Source organism: Peribacillus sp. YIM B13482 (assembly GCF_042787975.1).
Classification (GTDB): domain Bacteria; phylum Bacillota; class Bacilli; order Bacillales; family DSM-1321; genus Peribacillus; species Peribacillus simplex_A.
This window is the reverse complement of sequence record NZ_JBHZPF010000033.1, coordinates 1-19,310: the sequence shown is the minus strand read 5'-3', so window position 1 is coordinate 19,310 and position 19,310 is coordinate 1. Positions and strand designations below refer to the sequence as shown.

General features: G+C 41.1%; 19 protein-coding genes and 2 tRNA genes. 18 read left to right on the top strand and 3 right to left on the bottom strand.

Going from position 1 to position 19,310, the window contains the following annotated elements:
- Nucleotides 1-3 precede the first annotated feature (3 nt).
- Both ACFX4L_RS15955 and ACFX4L_RS15950 read left to right on the top strand, forming a co-directional pair.
- Nucleotides 4-390: an FtsB family cell division protein gene (locus tag ACFX4L_RS15955; RefSeq protein ID WP_061440340.1), complete on the top strand. Its 387-nt coding sequence runs from the start codon at nucleotides 4-6 to the stop codon at nucleotides 388-390.
- An 80-nt stretch (nucleotides 391-470) separates the two neighbouring features.
- The gene (locus ACFX4L_RS15950; protein ID WP_061440341.1) at nucleotides 471-926 is read left to right on the top strand and encodes a S1 domain-containing RNA-binding protein; all 456 of its coding nucleotides are present in this window, start codon (nucleotides 471-473) and stop codon (nucleotides 924-926) included.
- Nucleotides 927-1,124: 198 nt separating this feature from the next.
- On the opposite strand, the gene ACFX4L_RS15945 is transcribed toward ACFX4L_RS15950, so the two are convergent.
- Both ACFX4L_RS15945 and ACFX4L_RS15940 read right to left on the bottom strand, forming a co-directional pair.
- Nucleotides 1,125-1,196 (bottom strand) — tRNA-Glu (locus ACFX4L_RS15945).
- A 20-nt stretch (nucleotides 1,197-1,216) separates the two neighbouring features.
- Nucleotides 1,217-1,290, bottom strand: a tRNA-Met gene (locus ACFX4L_RS15940).
- 326 nt (nucleotides 1,291-1,616) lie between these two features.
- Between ACFX4L_RS15940 and spoIIE the strand changes: the two genes are divergently transcribed.
- From spoIIE to lysS, 16 genes are all read left to right on the top strand, one after another.
- Entirely contained in the window at nucleotides 1,617-4,091 is a 2,475-nt protein-coding gene (spoIIE, locus tag ACFX4L_RS15935; protein WP_061440342.1) for a stage II sporulation protein E, read from the top strand.
- A 201-nt stretch (nucleotides 4,092-4,292) separates the two neighbouring features.
- Nucleotides 4,293-5,030, top strand: a complete 738-nt coding sequence (locus ACFX4L_RS15930) for a VWA domain-containing protein (protein WP_089364284.1) — start codon at nucleotides 4,293-4,295, stop codon at nucleotides 5,028-5,030.
- A complete protein-coding gene (locus tag ACFX4L_RS15925) occupies nucleotides 4,996-5,994 on the top strand; it encodes a protein kinase domain-containing protein (protein ID WP_317778844.1) in 999 nt (332 codons plus the stop codon). Before ACFX4L_RS15930 ends, ACFX4L_RS15925 begins: the two co-directional genes overlap by 35 nt.
- A gap of 91 nt (nucleotides 5,995-6,085) precedes the next feature.
- Nucleotides 6,086-7,480, top strand: a complete 1,395-nt coding sequence (gene tilS / locus ACFX4L_RS15920) for a tRNA lysidine(34) synthetase TilS (protein WP_377385008.1) — start codon at nucleotides 6,086-6,088, stop codon at nucleotides 7,478-7,480.
- A gap of 32 nt (nucleotides 7,481-7,512) precedes the next feature.
- The gene (gene hpt / locus ACFX4L_RS15915; protein WP_061465930.1) at nucleotides 7,513-8,052 is read left to right on the top strand and encodes a hypoxanthine phosphoribosyltransferase; all 540 of its coding nucleotides are present in this window, start codon (nucleotides 7,513-7,515) and stop codon (nucleotides 8,050-8,052) included.
- Nucleotides 8,053-8,169: 117 nt separating this feature from the next.
- Nucleotides 8,170-10,230, top strand: coding sequence for an ATP-dependent zinc metalloprotease FtsH (gene ftsH / locus ACFX4L_RS15910; protein ID WP_081108653.1), 2,061 nt, complete (start codon nucleotides 8,170-8,172; stop codon nucleotides 10,228-10,230).
- 181 nt (nucleotides 10,231-10,411) lie between these two features.
- Nucleotides 10,412-11,191: a type III pantothenate kinase gene (locus tag ACFX4L_RS15905; protein ID WP_061440345.1), complete on the top strand. Its 780-nt coding sequence runs from the start codon at nucleotides 10,412-10,414 to the stop codon at nucleotides 11,189-11,191.
- A gap of 27 nt (nucleotides 11,192-11,218) precedes the next feature.
- Nucleotides 11,219-12,100, top strand: a complete 882-nt coding sequence (gene hslO, locus ACFX4L_RS15900; protein ID WP_061440346.1) for an Hsp33 family molecular chaperone HslO — start codon at nucleotides 11,219-11,221, stop codon at nucleotides 12,098-12,100.
- A gap of 19 nt (nucleotides 12,101-12,119) precedes the next feature.
- A complete protein-coding gene (locus tag ACFX4L_RS15895) occupies nucleotides 12,120-13,016 on the top strand; it encodes a peptidyl-prolyl cis-trans isomerase (protein ID WP_377385005.1) in 897 nt (298 codons plus the stop codon).
- 127 nt (nucleotides 13,017-13,143) lie between these two features.
- The gene (cysK, locus tag ACFX4L_RS15890; RefSeq protein ID WP_377405622.1) at nucleotides 13,144-14,070 is read left to right on the top strand and encodes a cysteine synthase A; all 927 of its coding nucleotides are present in this window, start codon (nucleotides 13,144-13,146) and stop codon (nucleotides 14,068-14,070) included.
- A gap of 160 nt (nucleotides 14,071-14,230) precedes the next feature.
- Nucleotides 14,231-15,067 carry a dihydropteroate synthase gene (folP, locus tag ACFX4L_RS15885; RefSeq protein ID WP_089364288.1) on the top strand — a complete coding sequence of 279 codons (837 nt, stop codon included), beginning with the start codon at nucleotides 14,231-14,233 and terminating at the stop codon, nucleotides 15,065-15,067.
- Between the two features lies 1 nt (nucleotide 15,068).
- Nucleotides 15,069-15,428, top strand: coding sequence for a dihydroneopterin aldolase (folB, locus tag ACFX4L_RS15880; RefSeq protein WP_061440350.1), 360 nt, complete (start codon nucleotides 15,069-15,071; stop codon nucleotides 15,426-15,428).
- Nucleotides 15,429-15,430: 2 nt separating this feature from the next.
- Nucleotides 15,431-15,958, top strand: coding sequence for a 2-amino-4-hydroxy-6-hydroxymethyldihydropteridine diphosphokinase (gene folK, locus ACFX4L_RS15875; RefSeq protein WP_289336741.1), 528 nt, complete (start codon nucleotides 15,431-15,433; stop codon nucleotides 15,956-15,958).
- The gene (locus ACFX4L_RS15870; RefSeq protein WP_061440352.1) at nucleotides 15,910-16,122 is read left to right on the top strand and encodes a helix-turn-helix domain-containing protein; all 213 of its coding nucleotides are present in this window, start codon (nucleotides 15,910-15,912) and stop codon (nucleotides 16,120-16,122) included. The genes folK and ACFX4L_RS15870 overlap by 49 nt, the downstream gene beginning before the upstream one ends.
- A gap of 23 nt (nucleotides 16,123-16,145) precedes the next feature.
- Nucleotides 16,146-17,144 (top strand): tRNA dihydrouridine synthase DusB, encoded by a 999-nt coding sequence (gene dusB, locus ACFX4L_RS15865; RefSeq protein ID WP_061440353.1) that lies wholly within the window; start codon nucleotides 16,146-16,148, stop codon nucleotides 17,142-17,144.
- Nucleotides 17,145-17,331: 187 nt separating this feature from the next.
- Nucleotides 17,332-18,831: a lysine--tRNA ligase gene (gene lysS, locus ACFX4L_RS15860; RefSeq protein ID WP_377405620.1), complete on the top strand. Its 1,500-nt coding sequence runs from the start codon at nucleotides 17,332-17,334 to the stop codon at nucleotides 18,829-18,831.
- A 225-nt stretch (nucleotides 18,832-19,056) separates the two neighbouring features.
- Here the strand turns inward: lysS and ACFX4L_RS15855 are convergent.
- The coding region (locus ACFX4L_RS15855; RefSeq protein WP_377405618.1) for a hypothetical protein at nucleotides 19,057-19,310 on the bottom strand (254 nt) is incomplete at its 5' end.

The following is a 19,310-nucleotide window of genomic DNA, read 5'->3' as shown; positions in this document are numbered from 1 at the left end:
TACATGAGTAGCCTTGGTAAAAGGAAAGTGGCAAAAATAGAAAATCCCTACGTCGCTCAACAAGAGAAAAAAGTACAAACAGTAGAAAAAAAGAAGCGTGGTCTAATGCGTAGATTGACACTTTACTCAGTTTTCGCCGCTGTCTTTTTGATTTTGGCTGTTCCCACCCTTCTAACGCAAAATGTTGCACTTGATGAGAAAATTCAACAGAAGAAAGAATTGAAGGGAAAGTTAGCTAAATTGGAAAAGGACGAGACCCTTCTTAAAGAAGAAATCGTAAAGCTTAATGACGATGACTATATAGCGAAAATAGCCAGACGGGATTATTTCTTATCTGAAAAAGGTGAAATCATTTTTACCCTTCCAAAAGGGAAGGAAGATAGTGACTAATATTGACACTGTTTTTTTACTTTCGTTATAATATAGAGTGAAGAGATTTTTTAACATTTCTAAGGAGGAACATTTTTTTTATGTCAATCGAAGTAGGCAGCAAGTTACAAGGTAAAGTAACAGGCATAACTAATTTTGGTGCATTTGTAGAGCTCCCTCAAGGTTCAACCGGTCTTGTCCATATCAGTGAAGTGGCTGATAACTATGTCAAAGATATTAATGATCATTTAAAAGTGGGCGATACAGTCGAGGTGAAAGTCATCAATGTGAAAGATGGCAAGATTGGCTTGTCCATAAAAAAAGCGATAGACCGTCCTGAAGCTGAGCAAAAACCTGCATACACACCACGTCCGCGCCAAGGAAGAGGGAATGACAGCCGTTCCAAAGACTTCCGCTCGAAAGGTAACAGTTTCCAACCCAAGGAAAACTTTGAGCAAAAAATGGCTAAATTCTTAAAAGATAGTGAAGACCGCTTAACGACCCTTAAACGTAGCACCGAAACGAAACGGGGAGGTCGAGGAGGAAGACGCGGATAAAAACTGCTGCTGAAAGTAATAGTTTAGCTACTTTTCCTGTGAAATTATTCATAGTGTAGATAAAGGCAAGCTTGCTGGCTTGTCTTCTTTTAATTATATAAGGCTTTACTTATGGTAATAAAACCTTCAAACGACAATAAAAAGCGCCTCTGTACACTTATTCGGATAAGTGTACAGGGGCGCTTTCGGTGTATATGATGACCCGTACGGGATTCGAACCCGTGTTACCGCCGTGAAAGGGCGGTGTCTTAACCGCTTGACCAACGGGCCGTGATTTTAATAGAAAAAGATAGCGGCAGAGGGGATCGAACCCCCGACCTCACGGGTATGAACCGTACGCTCTAGCCAGCTGAGCTACGCCGCCATAATGGTAAGTGCTACTGAAGCACAAGTTATATCTTACATTCGTGAAGGGGAAATGTCAACAAAAAAATAAAGTTTGTCGGTTTCCATTTCCTTATTATTTATTCGTGTTATTTTCCACAAAAATAACCTAAAAACTTTGCTTTTCTTCAAAAAAAAAAGAACGCCTGTTTCTGTATTGAAAAAAAAGGTACAAAAACCTGTATACAAATGATTGTTCAAGAAGAATTTCGTCGAACGTTTTTCTTATCCGCTTATAAAATTCTGACAAAAAAATAAACAAGCCCTCTTTATAATAAAAATCACTAATATGAATGGGGTGTTGAAATGGAAAAAGTGGAAAGACCTATGATGGAACCTCTTGGAGATGTTCAGTTAAAGGAAGCGAAGGCAGGGGCCATCAACTGGATCCAACAACTGCAAACGAAGACGGAAGATATATTCATAAAGAAAGGTATCTCTTTAGCCATTATCGGTTTTTTATTAGGACGGGCATTAATTCTTTCTCAGTTGGCACCATTTGGACTTCCGTTTTTTGCAGCAGTTTTTCTCATGAGGCGTGACAGGGCTCCACTAGCTTTATTCGGATTGATTGCAGGCGGGCTCACCGTTCATTATTCCAATAGTTTGGTCATCTTTGCATCGGCGTTCCTGCTTCTGTTATTTCATAAGATCAAGAAGCCCGCCGTTGAAGGGCAATTCAAAACGATGTCGATGTACGTCTTTGCTTCACTATTCCTGGTCAACCTGGCCGAGCAATATCTGGTATTTCGAACGATTCAGCTGTACGACTTAATGATGATAGGAGTGGAAGCGGGACTCGCCATGATTTTAACCTTAATCTTCATACAGTCCATCCCGCTGCTAACCATACGGACAAAGTCCCAATCATTAAAGACGGAGGAAATCGTAAGCCTCATCATCTTATTGGCTTCGGTAATGACTGGAACCATAGGCTGGATGATATACGATTTATCACTCGACCATATATTCTCACGATACCTGGTCCTCCTCTTTGGGCTGGCGGGAGGGGCCGCCATAGGCTCCACTGTAGGTGTAGTTACTGGATTGATATTCAGTTTGGCAAGCATTGCCAGTCTTTATCAAATGAGCCTTCTCGCTTTTTCCGGACTTCTGGGCGGGTTGTTGAAGGAGGGAAGGAAGATAGGGGTCGCTGTAGGCCTCTTAATTGCTACGTTACTGATAGGTTTATATGGTGAGGGCACCAATAATATTATGGTGACCCTTTATGAATCACTTGTAGCTGTGGCTTTATTTATATTAACACCGTCATCCATAATCAACAAAATAGCGAAACACATACCGGGAACAGTCGAGAATTCTGATGAACAGCAGCAGTATGCCCGGAAAGTGAGGGATGTTACGGCTCAAAGGGTGGAGCAATTCTCACATGTATTTGAGGCGCTTTCAAATAGCTTTTCCCAAGTGGATGAAAGGGGGAGATTGGAGGAAGATGAGAAAGAATTCGATTACTTCTTGAGTAATGTAACGGAAAAGACGTGCCAGCTCTGTTTTAAAAAGGAACAATGCTGGTCCAAGAACTTCAATACAACCTATGACGGTATGCAGGAAATTATGATTCAATTAAGTGAAAATGATGGACAGCTCCCTCAAAAGACTTCGAAAGAATGGGGGAAATATTGCAGCCGCGGACCACAGGTCATTGGGGCGATATCACAGGAACTTACTTATTTTGAAGCAAACCAAAAGTTAAAAAGGCAGGTGAAAGAAAGCCGGAAACTAGTGGCGGATCAGCTGAGGGGCGTTTCTGCAGTAATGGATGATTTTGCGAAAGAAATTCAAAGGGAAAGGAAAAATCATCATGTACATGAAGAATCCATCATGGAGGCCATCCAGGATTTTGGCCTCCATATAGGCCATGTTGAAATATACAGTCTAGAACAAGGAAATGTTGATATAGAAATGAGTGTCCCATACTGTCAGGGCAGAGGGGAATGTGAAAAGTTGATAGCCCCTATGCTTTCGGACATTCTAGGGGAAACGATAGTCGTTCATTCAGAAGAGTGTGCAACATATCCAAACGGGCAATGTGAGGTGATATTTAGGTCAGCAAAAAAATTCACGGTCGAAACGGGTGTAGCTCATGCTGCCAAGGGGGGAGGGCTTGTTTCAGGAGATAGTTATACGACCATGGAAATTGGTTGCGGTAAATTCGCAATAGCCATTAGTGATGGTATGGGAAATGGGGAAAGGGCCCATTTTGAAAGTACAGAGACATTAAAGCTGCTTCAAAAATTTTTACAATCGGGAATAGAAGAAAAAATAGCCATTAAATCCGTAAACTCCGTATTATCTCTACGCACTACCGATGAAATATTTTCAACTCTTGATTTGGCAATGATTGATCTTCAGGACGCAAAGGCTAAGTTTTTAAAAATCTGTTCGATACCGAGTTTCATTAAAAGGGGTGATAGGATAATAAAAATTGAGTCGAGTAACCTGCCTATGGGAATTATCCAGGATTTCGATGTTGATGTTGTTTCAGAAGAGCTGAAGGCAGGGGATATATTAATCATGATGAGCGATGGAGTGTTCGATGGTCCCTCCCATGTCGAAAATATCGAGTTCTGGCTTAAACGAAAGATCAAGGAAATGGAGACAGAAGATCCGCAGGAAATTTCAGATTTAATATTGGAAGAGGTCATCCGAACAAAAGGGATAATAGATGATGATATGACAGTGGTAACGTCCAAAATTAAACATAATACACCGAAATGGGCATCCATTCCCGTTTCTCCAAAACGTAAAAAGGCCCAGTAGGGGCCGTTCATATATATAAAATAAATAAAACTAAAAACGAGGTGGTGTGTTGGTAGACGGGTAAAAGGTAAAAAGATGGACTTTAGAAAAATTTAATGAATCCACTCCATGAATGTGAATTGATTGCGTAAGCCTTTGGCGTATAATTTCCCCCTTTTTAGTCAATTATGGTAACAGATTGAAAGGAAGGGAGAGCAAAACATGAAAGCAGGAACATTAAGGCAGATTTTGCTTATAACCGACGGATGTTCAAATCATGGTGAGGAGCCCTCTGCCATGGCTGAATTAGCAAGGGAGCAAGGCATAACCATCAATGTAATAGGTGTAATGGAGAATGATGTGATAGATGAAAAGGGACTTAAGGAAATCGAGAAAATTGCTGGTTCAGGAGGTGGCGTAAGTCAAATAGTCTATGCCCAGCAGTTGTCCCAAACCGTCCAAATGGTGACCCAAAAGGCGATGACCCAAACTATACAGGGAGTTATCAATCGTGAACTTCAACAAATACTGGGAGATTCAAGAACGATGGAGGATCTTCCGCCGGAAAAACGTGGAGAGGTAATGGAGGTGGTCGATGAGCTTGGGGAAACAAGCAAGCTCGAAGTACTGATACTTGTTGATACCAGTGCAAGCATGAAACATAAATTGCCTACTGTAAAAGATTCCTTATTAGATCTTTCCCTTAGTATGAATGCAAGAATGGGTGACAGCCGTTTTTCAGTATTCGTATTTCCTGGGAAAAGAAATGATGTGGAAAAGTTGTTGGATTGGACGCCGAACCTTGAAGCCTTGACGGCAACTTTTCCTAAGCTTAGTACAGGGGGACTTACTCCGACAGGTCCAGCCATTCGTGAAGCTCTAACATATTTCAATAAAAAACGTTCATTGAGGGGATTGTTATCACATGATGATGAACAATACTTTGAGGAATCAATGTAACCTCCTCCCTGGCGGTTTGGTCACTGGAAAATGGAATAAAAACGAGTACAAAATAATTAAGGAATTGGGGTGTGGAGCGAACGGGATCGTCTACTTGGTTGAAAGTGAAAATCGTCATTATGCTTTAAAGCTCAGTGATAATGGGACGTCCATTATTTCGGAGATGAATATCCTAAAATCCTTCTCAAAGGTCCAGGGGTCTACCCTTGGACCTTCCTTTTTGGAAGCGGACGATTTCATCAAAGCAGGAAAGCAACTCCCGTTTTATGTCATGGAATATATCCATGGACACGATTTTTTGCGTTTCATTGAAAAGAAAGGGCCATCGTGGATCGGGGTCTTAATGCTTCAGCTTTTAACCAGTTTATCTGCCCTGCATACAAATGGCTGGGTGTTTGGGGATTTAAAACCTGAGAATTTGATAGTGACTTCACCAGCCTACAAAGTGCGGTGCGTCGATGTAGGCGGAACCACCTTAATTGGCCGATCTGTTAAAGAATTCACCGAGTTCTTCGACAGAGGTTACTGGGGACTTGGATCAAGAAAGGCTGATCCGCAATATGACTTGTTCGCAGTGGCGATGATTATCATCAATTCTTCCTACCCTAAACGTTTCCACAAGAACGGGGAGGGGTATAAACAGCTTAACGACTTGATTAAACAGAAAAAGGAATTGCACCCATATAGAAAGATGCTGGATAAAGCACTCCGTGGGCAGTATGATTCAGCCCTTCAAATGCGAGAGGATTTAGTCACTGTGTTAAGTAAGCAAAATCATTTGAACAAAAAGGGACCGGGCCAGGCAGCGACGAGGCAGCCTTCAACAAACCAACCTGCAACAAGGCAAGCCAGAAGGTCCCAAAACCATTCCAACAATAAGAGGGGAGGCTTTTTTGAAACCTTTTTACTGGTAGCCATAATATCGATGCTCTATGTTCTTTACATATATGAACAGTTGTTATGATATAGTTAATGGATGAATGCATGGAATAATTGAAACCATTTCATGTTTGAATCGTATAAACTAATACCTGTCCATAAAGAAGGAAGATTGTATGTTAAAGGAAAAAGTTCTGAATACCATTTATAGAAACGAATTGATTCAGGAAAACTCGAAGTTGCTCATAGGGGTTTCAGGGGGGCCGGACTCGTTGGTGCTTCTCCATATCCTTAAGGAAATTCAATCACTTTTTCATTATGAGATTATTGTTGCAAGTGTTGACCATATGTTTCGTGGTGAGGAATCATATGAAGATTATAAATATGTCGAGCATATATGTGAACAGTGGGGCATCGCATTTGAAGGAAGAAGGATTGATGTTCCTGCCCGGATGGAACAGACGGGGGAAAGTTCACAAATAACGTCAAGAAAGGCACGCTTTGCTTTTTATGAAGAAATGATGGATAAGTATCAAGCCTCCACTCTTGTCCTGGGACATCATGGAGATGATCAAATCGAAACGATGCTCATGCGTTTAACAAGAGGGGCGACAGGTAAAGCAAGAGCAGGCATTCCTATAAAAAGACGTTTTCACACGGGTCATTTGATCAGGCCATTTCTTGAAATCACGAAAGGCCAAATTATTGAATATGCGGGCCATCATAATATTGAACCAAGGTTTGATCCGAGCAATGAAAAAGATGACTATGTAAGAAATCGCTTTAGACATGAAGTTCTTCCATTTTTAAAGAAAGAAAATAGAAAGGTTCATGAGCATTTTCAACGATTCAGTGAAGAACTTTATGAAGATGAAGAGTTTTTTCAGAACCTGGTTTCAAGCAAAATGACCGAGGTTTGGATCCATCAGGATAAGGAGCAAGCGGTTATTCAGATTGATAAGGTTCTCGCGATGCCTAAACCTTTACAAAGAAGAGCGATTCAACTAATATTAAACTATCTTTATTTGGAGAGACCTTCATCGCTTTCGGCATTACATATTGATCAACTTTTAGTTTTGTTTTTAAATCCTCAACCATCTGCAGAATTGCATCTTCCGGAGGGCCTTATTGCTGAAAAATCATATCAAACTTGCACTTTTAGATTTTTTCGGCAAAAAAGCCATAAATATTCCCTTAAATTACAAATTCCCGGTGAGACTATTCTTCCGAATGGATACAAGATTAAAGCGCACTATATAAAAGAAGAAATTCCAGTCCTTAAAGGAAATCATTCTTTTATACTTCCCGAATCAGCTGTGAAGTTTCCGCTTACAGTCCGAACCAGGAATGAAGGCGAACGGATGGCAGTCAAGGGATTAGGTGGAACTAAAAAGTTGAAGGAGATTTTTATTAATGAGAAGATCCCGATGCTAGAAAGAAATGTGTGGCCGGTCATCATCGATCAAGCTGGAACGGCCATTTGGCTTCCTGGTTTAAAGAAATCGAATGTTGAGCCGGATATAATTTCTGATGAAAAATCTTTAATCTACTTAGAATATAAAAAAGCTTAATTCTTCATGGGGGGCAATTAATTACTATGACCATGCAAAACGACATTGAAAAAGTGTTAATAACTGAGGAAGAACTACAAAAAAAAATCAGGGAATTGGGTGCGCAGCTTGAAGCTGATTACCAAGGTAAGTTCCCGCTGGCTATCGGAGTGCTGAAAGGCGCCATGCCATTTATGTCAGATTTACTGAAACGCGTGGATACACATCTTGAAATGGACTTTATGGATGTTTCAAGCTATGGTAGCTCTACTGTATCTTCCGGTGAAGTGAAAATCATCAAAGATCTTAATACATCCGTTGAAGGCCGGGATATTTTAATCATCGAAGATATTATCGATAGCGGCTTAACCCTTAGCTATCTTGCGGAACTTTTCCGTTATAGAAAAGCAAAATCAATTAAAATCGTTACCCTATTGGATAAACCAACAGGCAGGAAAGCCGATATCACTCCTGACTATGCCGGATTTATCGTTCCTGATGCATTTGTTGTCGGATATGGTCTTGATTTTGCAGAAAAGTATCGTAATCTCCCGTATATTGGCATATTGAAGCCTGAAATTTACTCGAATTAATCGTTCCTGTTCGAAAGAGAAGACCAGATAAAAACAGCGGTGTTAAATTATTGTAATTCATTAATTTTGTATGATAGTATTTACTATAGTTTGTTTACCCGTGGGAGGAGGTAAGGGATGAATCGGATCTTCCGTAATACCATATTTTATTTACTGATCTTTTTGGTCATCATTGGGATTGTAAGCATCTTTAATAATAACAATGAACCAACAGAGAAAATGACCCAAGATGAATTCTATAAACATTTGGAGAGTGGGGACGTTACAGCACTAACGATGCAGCCCGAAAGCAGTGTGTTTGAAATCACAGGGAAGCTCAAAGGTTATGAGGAAAACAAATACTTTGTGACGTACGTACCTTTCAGTGAATATTCGCAGAGTCGAATTAATGATGCCGTAACTAAGTTGGGTAAAGACATCATCACTGTTGAACCTCCAGAAAAGACAAGTGGCTGGGTGACATTTTTCACTTCAATCATTCCATTTGTAATCATTTTTATCCTCTTCTTCTTTTTACTTAACCAAGCTCAAGGTGGCGGTGGTGGCCGTGTCATGAACTTCGGGAAAAGTAAGGCGAAATTGTATAATGATGATAAGAAAAAAGTACGCTTCAATGATGTTGCCGGAGCGGACGAAGAAAAGCAGGAACTTGTCGAGGTCGTTGAATTCTTAAAAGATCCTCGCAAATATGCCGAGCTTGGAGCCCGTATTCCTAAAGGGGTACTTTTAGTCGGGCCTCCTGGTACAGGTAAAACTTTACTTGCACGGGCAGTAGCTGGTGAAGCCGGTACTCCTTTCTTCTCGATCAGTGGTTCTGATTTTGTTGAAATGTTTGTAGGTGTCGGTGCATCCCGTGTTCGTGATTTGTTTGAAAATGCTAAGAAGAATGCACCATGTATCATCTTTATCGATGAAATTGATGCAGTCGGTCGTCAACGTGGCGCAGGTCTAGGTGGCGGTCACGATGAACGTGAACAAACACTGAACCAACTACTTGTAGAAATGGATGGTTTCGGTGGGAATGAAGGAATCATTATCATCGCTGCGACTAACCGTGCTGATGTATTGGATCCGGCATTATTGCGTCCAGGACGTTTTGACCGTCAAATTACGGTTGGCCGCCCAGATGTTAAAGGCCGTGAAGAAGTATTGAAAGTGCATGCACGTAATAAACCTTTAGCTGAAACGGTTGATTTGAAAGCGATCGCTCAGCGTACACCAGGATTTTCTGGTGCAGATCTTGAAAACTTACTGAATGAAGCGGCGCTTGTCGCTGCCCGTCAAGATAAGAAGAAGATCGACATGTCCGATTTGGATGAAGCTTCGGATCGCGTTATTGCGGGACCTGCTAAGAAAAATCGTGTCATTTCCAAAAAGGAACGGAATATTGTAGCATGGCATGAAGCGGGCCATACCATTATTGGATTGGTTCTTGATGATGCCGAAGTCGTTCATAAAGTTACGATTGTCCCTCGTGGTCAAGCTGGCGGATATGCAGTTATGCTGCCGAAAGAAGATCGTTTCTTCATGACGGAGCCTGAACTGAAAGATAAAATCGTAGGACTTTTGGGTGGCCGAGTATCCGAAGAAGTTACATTCGGAGAAGTGAGTACCGGAGCGCATAATGACTTCCAGCGTGCAACTGGCATAGCTCGAAGCATGGTTATGGAATATGGTATGAGTAAGCTCGGACCTCTTCAATTCGGTAATTCTCAAGGTCAGGTCTTCCTAGGCCGCGATTTTAACAATGATCAAAATTACTCAGATGCAATAGCATATGAAATTGATCTTGAAATTCAACGCATCATCAGGGAAGCTTACGAAAGATGTAAGACGATTCTTACTGAAAATCGTGAAAAACTTGATTTGGTTGCAAAAACCTTGCTTGAAGTGGAAACACTTGATGCAGAACAAATCAAAAGTTTATTCCATAACGGTAAGTTGCCAGAACGGGATTATACCGCTTTGAATGGGAATTTAACTACTGATGAGAATGTCAAGGTGAACATCAATACGAAGAAGGAAGAAAAAGAGGCCCTATTAGATCCATTGGATAAGAGAGGACCTGAGGACCTTGAAATAACGGAGGAAGGATTGAATACTCCTCCAATCAAAGAAGGCACACCTCAAGATCAGCCGCTTTCCTTCCCGAACGAAGATGACAATAAAAAGTCTTAAGTTGACTATAAGAAAAGGGTATTTCCGCCTCGGAAATACCCTTTTCTAACTCTAAAAATGACTTTGGGGACGTAAGAAAAAGATGCTGGGATTTTTTTACCTTACGAAAAGCGCGACTAATAGCGTGGGAAATAACAGTGTGGTATGATGTTGGAGAATAATTTACCGGAGTGATGAAACGATGATTTTTGTATTGGATGTTGGGAATACGAATACTGTATTAGGCGTATACGATGAAGATATTTTAAAATATCATTGGCGAATTGAGACTAGCCGTCATAAAACAGAAGATGAGTATGGTATGGTCATAAAGTCTTTACTGCAACATGAGGGTCTTTCGTTTGATCAGTTTGATGGAATCATTATTTCTTCGGTAGTTCCGCCGATTATGTTTGCGCTTGAACGTATGTGTAAAAAATACTTTGGCATTAAGCCGCTTATAGTGGGGCCTGGAATAAAAACTGGATTGAATATTAAATACGAAAATCCCCGTGAGGTGGGAGCGGACCGGATCGTTAATGCTGTTGCAGGCATTCAGGAATATGGAAGCCCTCTCATTATCGTGGATTTTGGCACGGCAACGACATATTGCTACATAAATGAGGATAAACAATACATGGGCGGAGCCATTGCTCCGGGCATAAATATTTCTACAGAAGCACTTTATTCAAAAGCGGCCAAACTTCCAAGGATAGAAATCAGCCGACCTGAAGGAATCATTGGAAAAAATACGGTATCCGCCATGCAGGCTGGTATTTTGTTTGGGTATGTTGGACAGGTTGAAGGAATCGTTAATCGAATAAAGGCGCAAAGTAATCTAGAGCCAACGGTAATAGCGACAGGCGGACTGGCTACCTTAATTGCTAATGAGTCTACTGTGATTGACGTTGTTGAGCCATTTTTAACTTTAAAGGGATTGCAGCTGATTTATAAACGAAATCGTGAACAAGTGAAGAAGTAATTATACAGCATGGAAGGAGCATAACAAATGAAGGATTATCTAATAAAGGCGTTAGGCTATGAAGGACAGGTACGGGCATATGCTGTTTCAACAACTGATACCGTAGGAGAAGCTCAACGACGTCATTATACATGGCCTACTGCTTCCGCTGCCCTTGGGCGTGCAATGACGGCAGGTGTGATGATGGGCGGAATGTTAAAAGGTGAAGAAAAACTGACGATTAAAATTGAGGGCGGTGGCCCGATTGGATCCATCCTGGTCGACAGCAATGCGAAGGGAGAAGTCCGCGGATATGTGACTCACCCGCAAACCCATTTTGATTTGAATGAACAAGGAAAGCTGGATGTCAGGAAAGCGGTGGGGACAGACGGAGTGTTGACTGTAGTGAAAGATATTGGTCTCCGTGATCATTTTTCAGGTCAAGTACCGCTTGTATCGGGGGAATTAGGTGAAGATTTCACTTATTACTTCGCTACTTCCGAACAGGTGCCTTCTTCTGTAGGAGTGGGGGTCCTGGTGAATCCAGATAATTCGATACTTGCAGCAGGTGGATTTATCATTCAATTGATGCCAGGCACATCCGATGATACGATTTCCAAAATCGAGAGTCGTCTAAGCACAATAGCTCCTGTTTCTAAGATGATCCAGAAAGGTCTGACTCCTGAAGAAATCCTAACCGAGATTTTGGGTGAGGGCAATGTGAATATTTTAGAGAAAATGGATGTTGCATTTTCCTGTCAATGTTCAAGGGAAAGAATTGCCAATGCATTGATTAGCCTTGGACAAGATGAGATCCGGGATATTATTGAGACAGAGGGACAAGCGGAGGCACAATGCCATTTTTGTAATCAGACCTACCAATTCTCGAAGGAAGATCTCGAGGAACTAGAAGCAGAAACCAAAAAATAATTTACGGGGGATAAGGGTTTTGCCTAAACAAAAGCTTCGGGCGATTATTGCCGGCCTTGCATTGTTGAACCTGTTGACCATCATAATCTTTGTCATAAAACCGTTGATCATTTCAAAATCCGTCATTGGGCAGGAAACAGTCGCAAAGGTTGGTTCCAAGGATATTTCCCGGGAAGCATGGATTAATGAACTCGAAAAAAGGTATGGGGAAGATGTACTTGAGGAAATGGTCGATAAAGAGGTAGTGAAACAGGCAGCGGAAAAATACAAAGTGAAAACTTCGGATGAAGAGATCGATCGGGAACTTAAAATGATGAAAACAATGTATGGAACTGCCGGTCAGACTCTTAATAAAAGTACTGATCAATTGAGGCAGGAAATTCAGTCTAGTCTACTCCTTGAAAAGCTCCTCACAAAGGATGTTTCGGTTTCCGAAACGGCAATGCAGAATTACTATGATAATAATAAGGATATTTACCGAATCCCTACTACTTTCCATATTTCCCATATTACCTTGTCTACAAAAAAGCAGGCGGACCAAATCATACGTGAACTGGAGAAAGGTGTCTCCTTTAATGTCTTAGCGATGGAAAAATCCCTTGATGAATTCACTGCCAATCAGGGAGGCGACATGGGTTATATATCGCAGGATAATGAGCAAGTCTCCAAGGAATACATTACCGCTGCCGAGAAATTGAAGGCTAAAAAGTGGAGTGATCCAATACAAACGGAAGATGGTTGGGCCGTTATCTATCTGCATGAAAAAATAGAGGGCAAGCAGTATAAATATGAAGAAGTTAAAGATAAGATTCACCGCCAAATAGCTCTTGAACAGATTCAGGCACCGGTCTCCGGGAAGATTTTCTGGGATGAATTTAATGTAGAATGGTTTTATGGATTGAAAGAACAAAAGTAGGTCAATCGATTGTGTGAAAATTTAGAATATAGTATATAATCATTGACAATGAACCATTAAAACTGGTAACTTTAATTAATAAAACCAATAAACATACTCGGTATTGAAATGATAAGGAGTGGAGAAAATGGCACGTATAGCTAATTCTGTAATCGATTTAATTGGACGAACACCTATTGTGAAGTTAAACAAGCTTCAAAATGAAAACAGTGCAGATATTTATTTGAAACTTGAGTATTTTAACCCAGGCAGTAGTGTAAAAGACCGTATCGCCCTTGCGATGATCGAAGCAGCAGAAAAAAACGGTAACCTTAAGCCAGGTGATACGATCATTGAACCTACAAGCGGAAATACCGGAATAGGACTAGCGATGGTAGCGGCAGCCAAAGGCTATAAATCAATCCTGGTCATGCCGGAGACAATGAGCCTGGAACGCCGTAACTTGCTTCGCGCTTATGGGGCAGAGTTAGTTCTTACACCTGGTCCAGAAGGAATGAAGGGAGCAATCGCTAAGGCAACTGAGCTGTCTAAAGAAAAAGGTTACTTTATTCCGCAGCAATTCGAGAATGAAGCCAACCCTGAAGTTCATCGTAACACTACTGGCCCTGAAATTGTTGAAGCCTTTGGTGATGAAGGTCTGGATGCATTCGTTGCCGGAATCGGTACTGGCGGAACCATTACTGGTGCTGGTGAAGTCCTGCGTGAAAAATATCCTGACATTAAAATTTACGCTGTTGAGCCTGCGGATTCTCCTGTATTATCCGGTGGGACCCCGGGGCCCCATAAAATCCAAGGAATCGGTGCAGGCTTCGTTCCAAGTATTTTAAATACAGATCTCTATGACGAAATCATTCAAGTCAATACAGAAGAATCGTTCGATTACGCCCGTAGAGCAGCAAAAGAGGAAGGAATTCTTGGCGGAATTTCTTCTGGAGGCGCAATTGCTGCGGCTATTAAAGTGGCTGAAAAACTGGGAAAAGGCAAAAAGGTCCTTGCTATCATACCAAGTAATGGTGAACGTTACTTGAGTACACCATTATATAACTTTGAGTGAGACCAGATACTAAATGAGAAGCAAAGTTCCTTATGGGCTTTGCTTTTCTTTTTGTAGAAAGTCTGCGAAGTATTTCTAATCTTCACGGAGGGTTGCACTATACCTATGTAAATGGGTAAACTCGTATATATAGATTTCTTTAGGCGAAGGAGAACGTTGGATGTCATTAGCTGAAGTATCAAAAATAACATGCGGTTCATTTGATTTGGATTATAGCAAGAAAACCTTAATTATGGGGATTTTGAATGTTACGCCGGACTCCTTTTCGGATGGCGGGAAATATAATCGGGTAGATGCTGCTTTGAAGCATGCCGAACAGATGGTCAACGACGGAGCGGATATTTTGGACGTAGGCGGAGAGTCCACCCGTCCCAACTATGAGAGAATATCGGATGAAGAGGAGATTGAGAGAGTAGCCCCGATTATTGAGGCCATTTCCCGTAATATTGAGATACCAATATCGGTCGATACGTATAAATCAAGAGTTGCGGAAGAGGCAGTAAAAGCAGGAGCCCATATATTAAATGATATTTGGGGAGGAAAAGCAGATTCCTTGATGGCGAAGGTTGCGGCGGAATATAAGGTGCCGATTATCTTGATGCATAACAGGGATAATATGGGTTATGGACATTTTGTTCGGGATGTACTTCAAGATTTATTCGAAAGTATCATGTTGGTAAAGGATGCGGGAGTCAAGGACGAAAACATCATTCTCGATCCAGGCATTGGATTTGCGAAAGATTTAAAGTTAAATTTGGAAATGATGAGGAATCTTGATAAGCTGGTATCATTAGGTTATCCTGTGCTGCTTGCGACATCAAGAAAGTCCATGATTGGACATGTTCTGGACCTGCCGCCTAGTGAGCGGATGGAAGGCACTGCCGCTACAATCTGCCACGGCATTCAGCAAGGCTGTCAAATGGTTCGCGTACATGATGTAAAGGAAATGGCACGGACTGCAAAGATGATGGATGTTCTTTTAGGAAAAGGTGAATGAAATGGATAAGATATATGTGAATAAAATGGAGTTTTACGGTTATCATGGAGTTTTTCCGGAAGAAACGAAGCTTGGTCAGCGGTTTAAAGTGGATTTAATCGTCCAGACTGATTTAGCCAATGCTGGGAAGAGTGACAACCTTGAAGACTCAATCAACTATGGCGAGTTATATGAAGTGTGTAAAAGTGTTGTTGAGGGAGAGCCTTTTAAGTTAGTGGAAGCTGTTGCTGAAAAAATTGCTTCTGAACTACTTAATAAATATTCTTCCATCGAGACATGCACCGTGAAGGTATATAAACCAGATCCTCCTATAGCGGGGCACTATGACTCGGTAGCTATAGAAATTGTAAGGGGACGCTGATTGTGGTAAATATTGCTTACCTTTCTATAGGATCGAACTTAGGGGATCGCCTTGATACTTTCCGAACGGCTTTCCAATTATTGTCTGAAAACCCGCATATCCAGTTGGCGGCCTGCTCTTCTTTATATGAAACAGACCCGATAGGATATGCCGACCAGGACTGTTTTTTAAATGCTGTCCTTAAAGTGAAAACCGATTTAGAACCAGAGGAATTACTTCACGCCTGTATGAAAATCGAAACCGATTTAGGGAGAAAAAGGGAAATTAGGTGGGGTCCCCGTACTTTAGACCTTGACATTTTGTTATATAATCATGAAAATATTGAGACAGAGATTCTTTCAGTCCCGCACCCTCGTATGCACGAGAGGGCTTTTGTTATCGTGCCTTTAATGGAAGTGGACCCTGATATTAGGCTTCCGCACATGCATGCACCTTTGAGCGACTTGCTTGAACAGATTCCGGATAAAGAAGGAGTTCGATTATGGAAGGTGAAAAATGGGGAAGGCGCATTCGCGCTTTTCGAAAGTTAAAGGGTTATACACAGGAAGGCTTTGCGAGAGAAATAGGCGTTTCCGTTTCCTTGTTGGGGGAAGTTGAAAGAGGGAACCGAAACCCTTCAGAGGCATTTTTACTGGAAGTGGCGGATATCCTTCATGTTTCCATTGAGGAGCTTCAACCTCCTGAGGATAAATGAAAGAATGTTATAGGAGGTCACACGTGTTAAAAATAGGCGATATAGAAATGAAAAATCCGGTAGTGCTAGCACCGATGGCCGGAGTCTGTAACTCGGCATTCCGCTTGACGGTCAAGGAATTTGGTGCTGGTCTAGTTTGTGCGGAGATGGTCAGTGACAAAGGAATCGTTCTTCAAAATGCCAAAACGCTGAATATGCTTTATATAGATGAAAGAGAAAAACCATTAAGTTTGCAAATCTTTGGCGGCGAAAAGAAATCCTTGGTCAAAGCTGCTCAATTCGTTGATAAGAATACAAATGCCGATATCATTGATATCAATATGGGCTGCCCTGTCCCGAAAATCACGAAATGTGATGCAGGGGCGAAATGGCTTCTAGACCCGAATAAAATTTATGAGATGGTTTCCGCGGTTGTTGATGCTGTCGAAAAGCCTGTAACCGTGAAAATGCGCATTGGCTGGGATGAAGAGCATGTGTTTGCGATTGAAAATGCTCAGGCAGTTGAACGCGCGGGTGGTAAAGCCGTTTCCATGCATGGGAGAACCCGGGTTCAAATGTATGAAGGAAAAGCTAACTGGGACATCATTCGTGAAGTGAAGAAATCGATTAATATCCCTCTTATAGGTAACGGTGATGTGGAAACTCCGCAGGATGCGGAAAGAATGCTTAAAGAAACGGGTGTTGACGGTGTCATGATTGGCCGTGCAGCACTAGGTAACCCGTGGATGATTTACCGGACTGTAAAATATTTAGAAACGGGTCAACTGATGGATGAACCTACAGTTCGTGAAAAGATGGATGTTTGTGTACTTCATATGGATCGTCTGATTGCACTGAAAAACGAAAACGTCGCTGTCCGTGAAATGCGTAAGCATGCTTCTTGGTACCTAAAAGGTGTTAAAGGGAATGCCAAGGCACGTAAAGGGATTAACGATTGTGAAACAAGGGAAGATGTCGTGAGCCTTCTTTATGGAATGGTCGATGATATTGAAGCGAAGGAAATGAACATTCAAATGGTCTGATGTTGACTTCGCCTTCCTGTTTTCCTATAATACGCATATCTTAAACTGCCATTAAACCTGGCAGTTTTTATATATACATAAAGAAGTTTTTAAGATAAAAAGCTGTTGAATTCTTGTACTTTATGTAAGAATAAATACGTATGCAAAAGAATTTCTGATAAATTATATAAAGCTTTTATTAATAAAGATGGAGATGATTTTCGTGAGTCATGAAGAATTGAATGACCAACTGCAAGTGAGACGCGATAAAATGCAGGCCATGATTGATAATGGACAAGACCCATTCGGGAGCAGATTCGAGCGCACACATAACACTCAAGAGATAGTTAGTGCTTATGGGGAAATAGAAAAAGAAGATCTTGAAGAAAAAGAAATTGAAGTTACGATCGCTGGCCGGGTAATGACTAAGCGTGGAAAAGGGAAAGCGGGATTTGCCCATATTCAGGATATTAGCGGCCAAATCCAAATCTACGTCCGTTTAGATAATATAGGTGAAGATGCTTACCAAATTTTCAACCAAACGGATCTGGGCGATATCGTAGGGGTCACTGGTGTAATTTTCAAAACGAAAGTCGGGGAACTTTCCATTAAAGCTAAAGAATATGTGTTCCTTGCTAAAGCGCTTCGCCCATTACCTGATAAATTTCATGGTCTAAAGGATGTTGAAGAGCGTTATCGGAAACGTTATGTTGATTTAATTACAAATGAGGAAAGTAAAAACACGTTGATCATGCGCAGTCGTATTGTACAAGCCATGAGACGATATCTTGATGATCATGGATACCTTGAAGTAGAGACGCCTCTATTGCACTCTGTTGCTGGTGGAGCTGCTGCACGCCCTTTCCTTACTCATCATAATGCATTGGATATGTCTTTGAATTTAAGGATTGCCATCGAGCTTCATCTAAAACGCTTAATCGTTGGCGGATTAGAGAAAGTTTATGAAATAGGACGGGTTTTCAGGAATGAAGGAGTATCTACAAGACACAATCCGGAATTCACATTGATTGAATTATACGAGGCATATGCTGATTACCAAGATATCATGAGTTTAACCGAAAACCTGATTGCCCATATAGCACAAGAAGTTCTGGGGACGACTACCATTCAGTATGGGGAGTATGAAATAGAGTTAAAACCGGAATGGAAAAGACTTCACATGGTTGATGCTGTAAAAGAATATACAGGTGTGGACTTCTGGACTCAAATGAATAAAGAAGAAGCCCAACAGCTTGCTAAAGATAACGGAATTGAAGTTAAGGAATCCATGGAATTTGGTCATATTGTAAATGAGTTCTTTGAACAGAAGGTTGAAGATAAGTTAATTCAACCTACATTCATTTATGGACATCCAGTGGAAATCTCTCCGTTAGCAAAGAAAAACCCGGAAGATTCCCGTTTTACCGATCGTTTTGAGTTATTCATTGTGGGTAGGGAGCATGCAAATGCCTTCACGGAACTTAATGACCCTATTGATCAACGTCAACGCTTTGAAGCACAATTAAAAGAACGAGAGCAAGGTAATGATGAGGCTCATGAAATGGATGAAGATTTCTTGGAGGCTTTAGAATACGGAATGCCGCCAACTGGCGGATTGGGAATTGGTGTTGACCGTTTGGTTATGCTATTGACCAATTCTCCTTCTATACGTGACGTGCTGTTATTCCCGTTAATGAGACACCGCTAATAATGTAAGGTAATTAATGATTGCAGGGCCGAATTCGGACGGCTGGGATTCAGGAGTGTAGCTCATGATCCCGGTTAGTTCAATTCGGTTTTTGTTTTTTAATTATAATTTCATGTCTTTTAATTGATTGGATTCTAGGGTTGGAAAGAAAAACAACATTATCTCAAAAAACTTTATAAAAGGTATTGCGCAGTTACCGTAATGGTGTTATATTTATATCTGTCGTTACGAACGAGTTGCAAACGGATTACAAACTTTAAAAAAAGTTTTAAAAAGTTGTTGACTCAGAGTGATGAAGATGTTATTATTAATAAGCTGTTCCGAAAGATATTGCTCTTTGAAAACTGAACAAAACAAAGCGCCAACGTTAAATTTTAAGTGAGCACACACTATCAAAAAAGCAAATGAGCAAGTCAAACATTTCTTCGGAGAGTTTGATCCTGGCTCAGGACGAACGCTGGCGGCGTGCCTAATACATG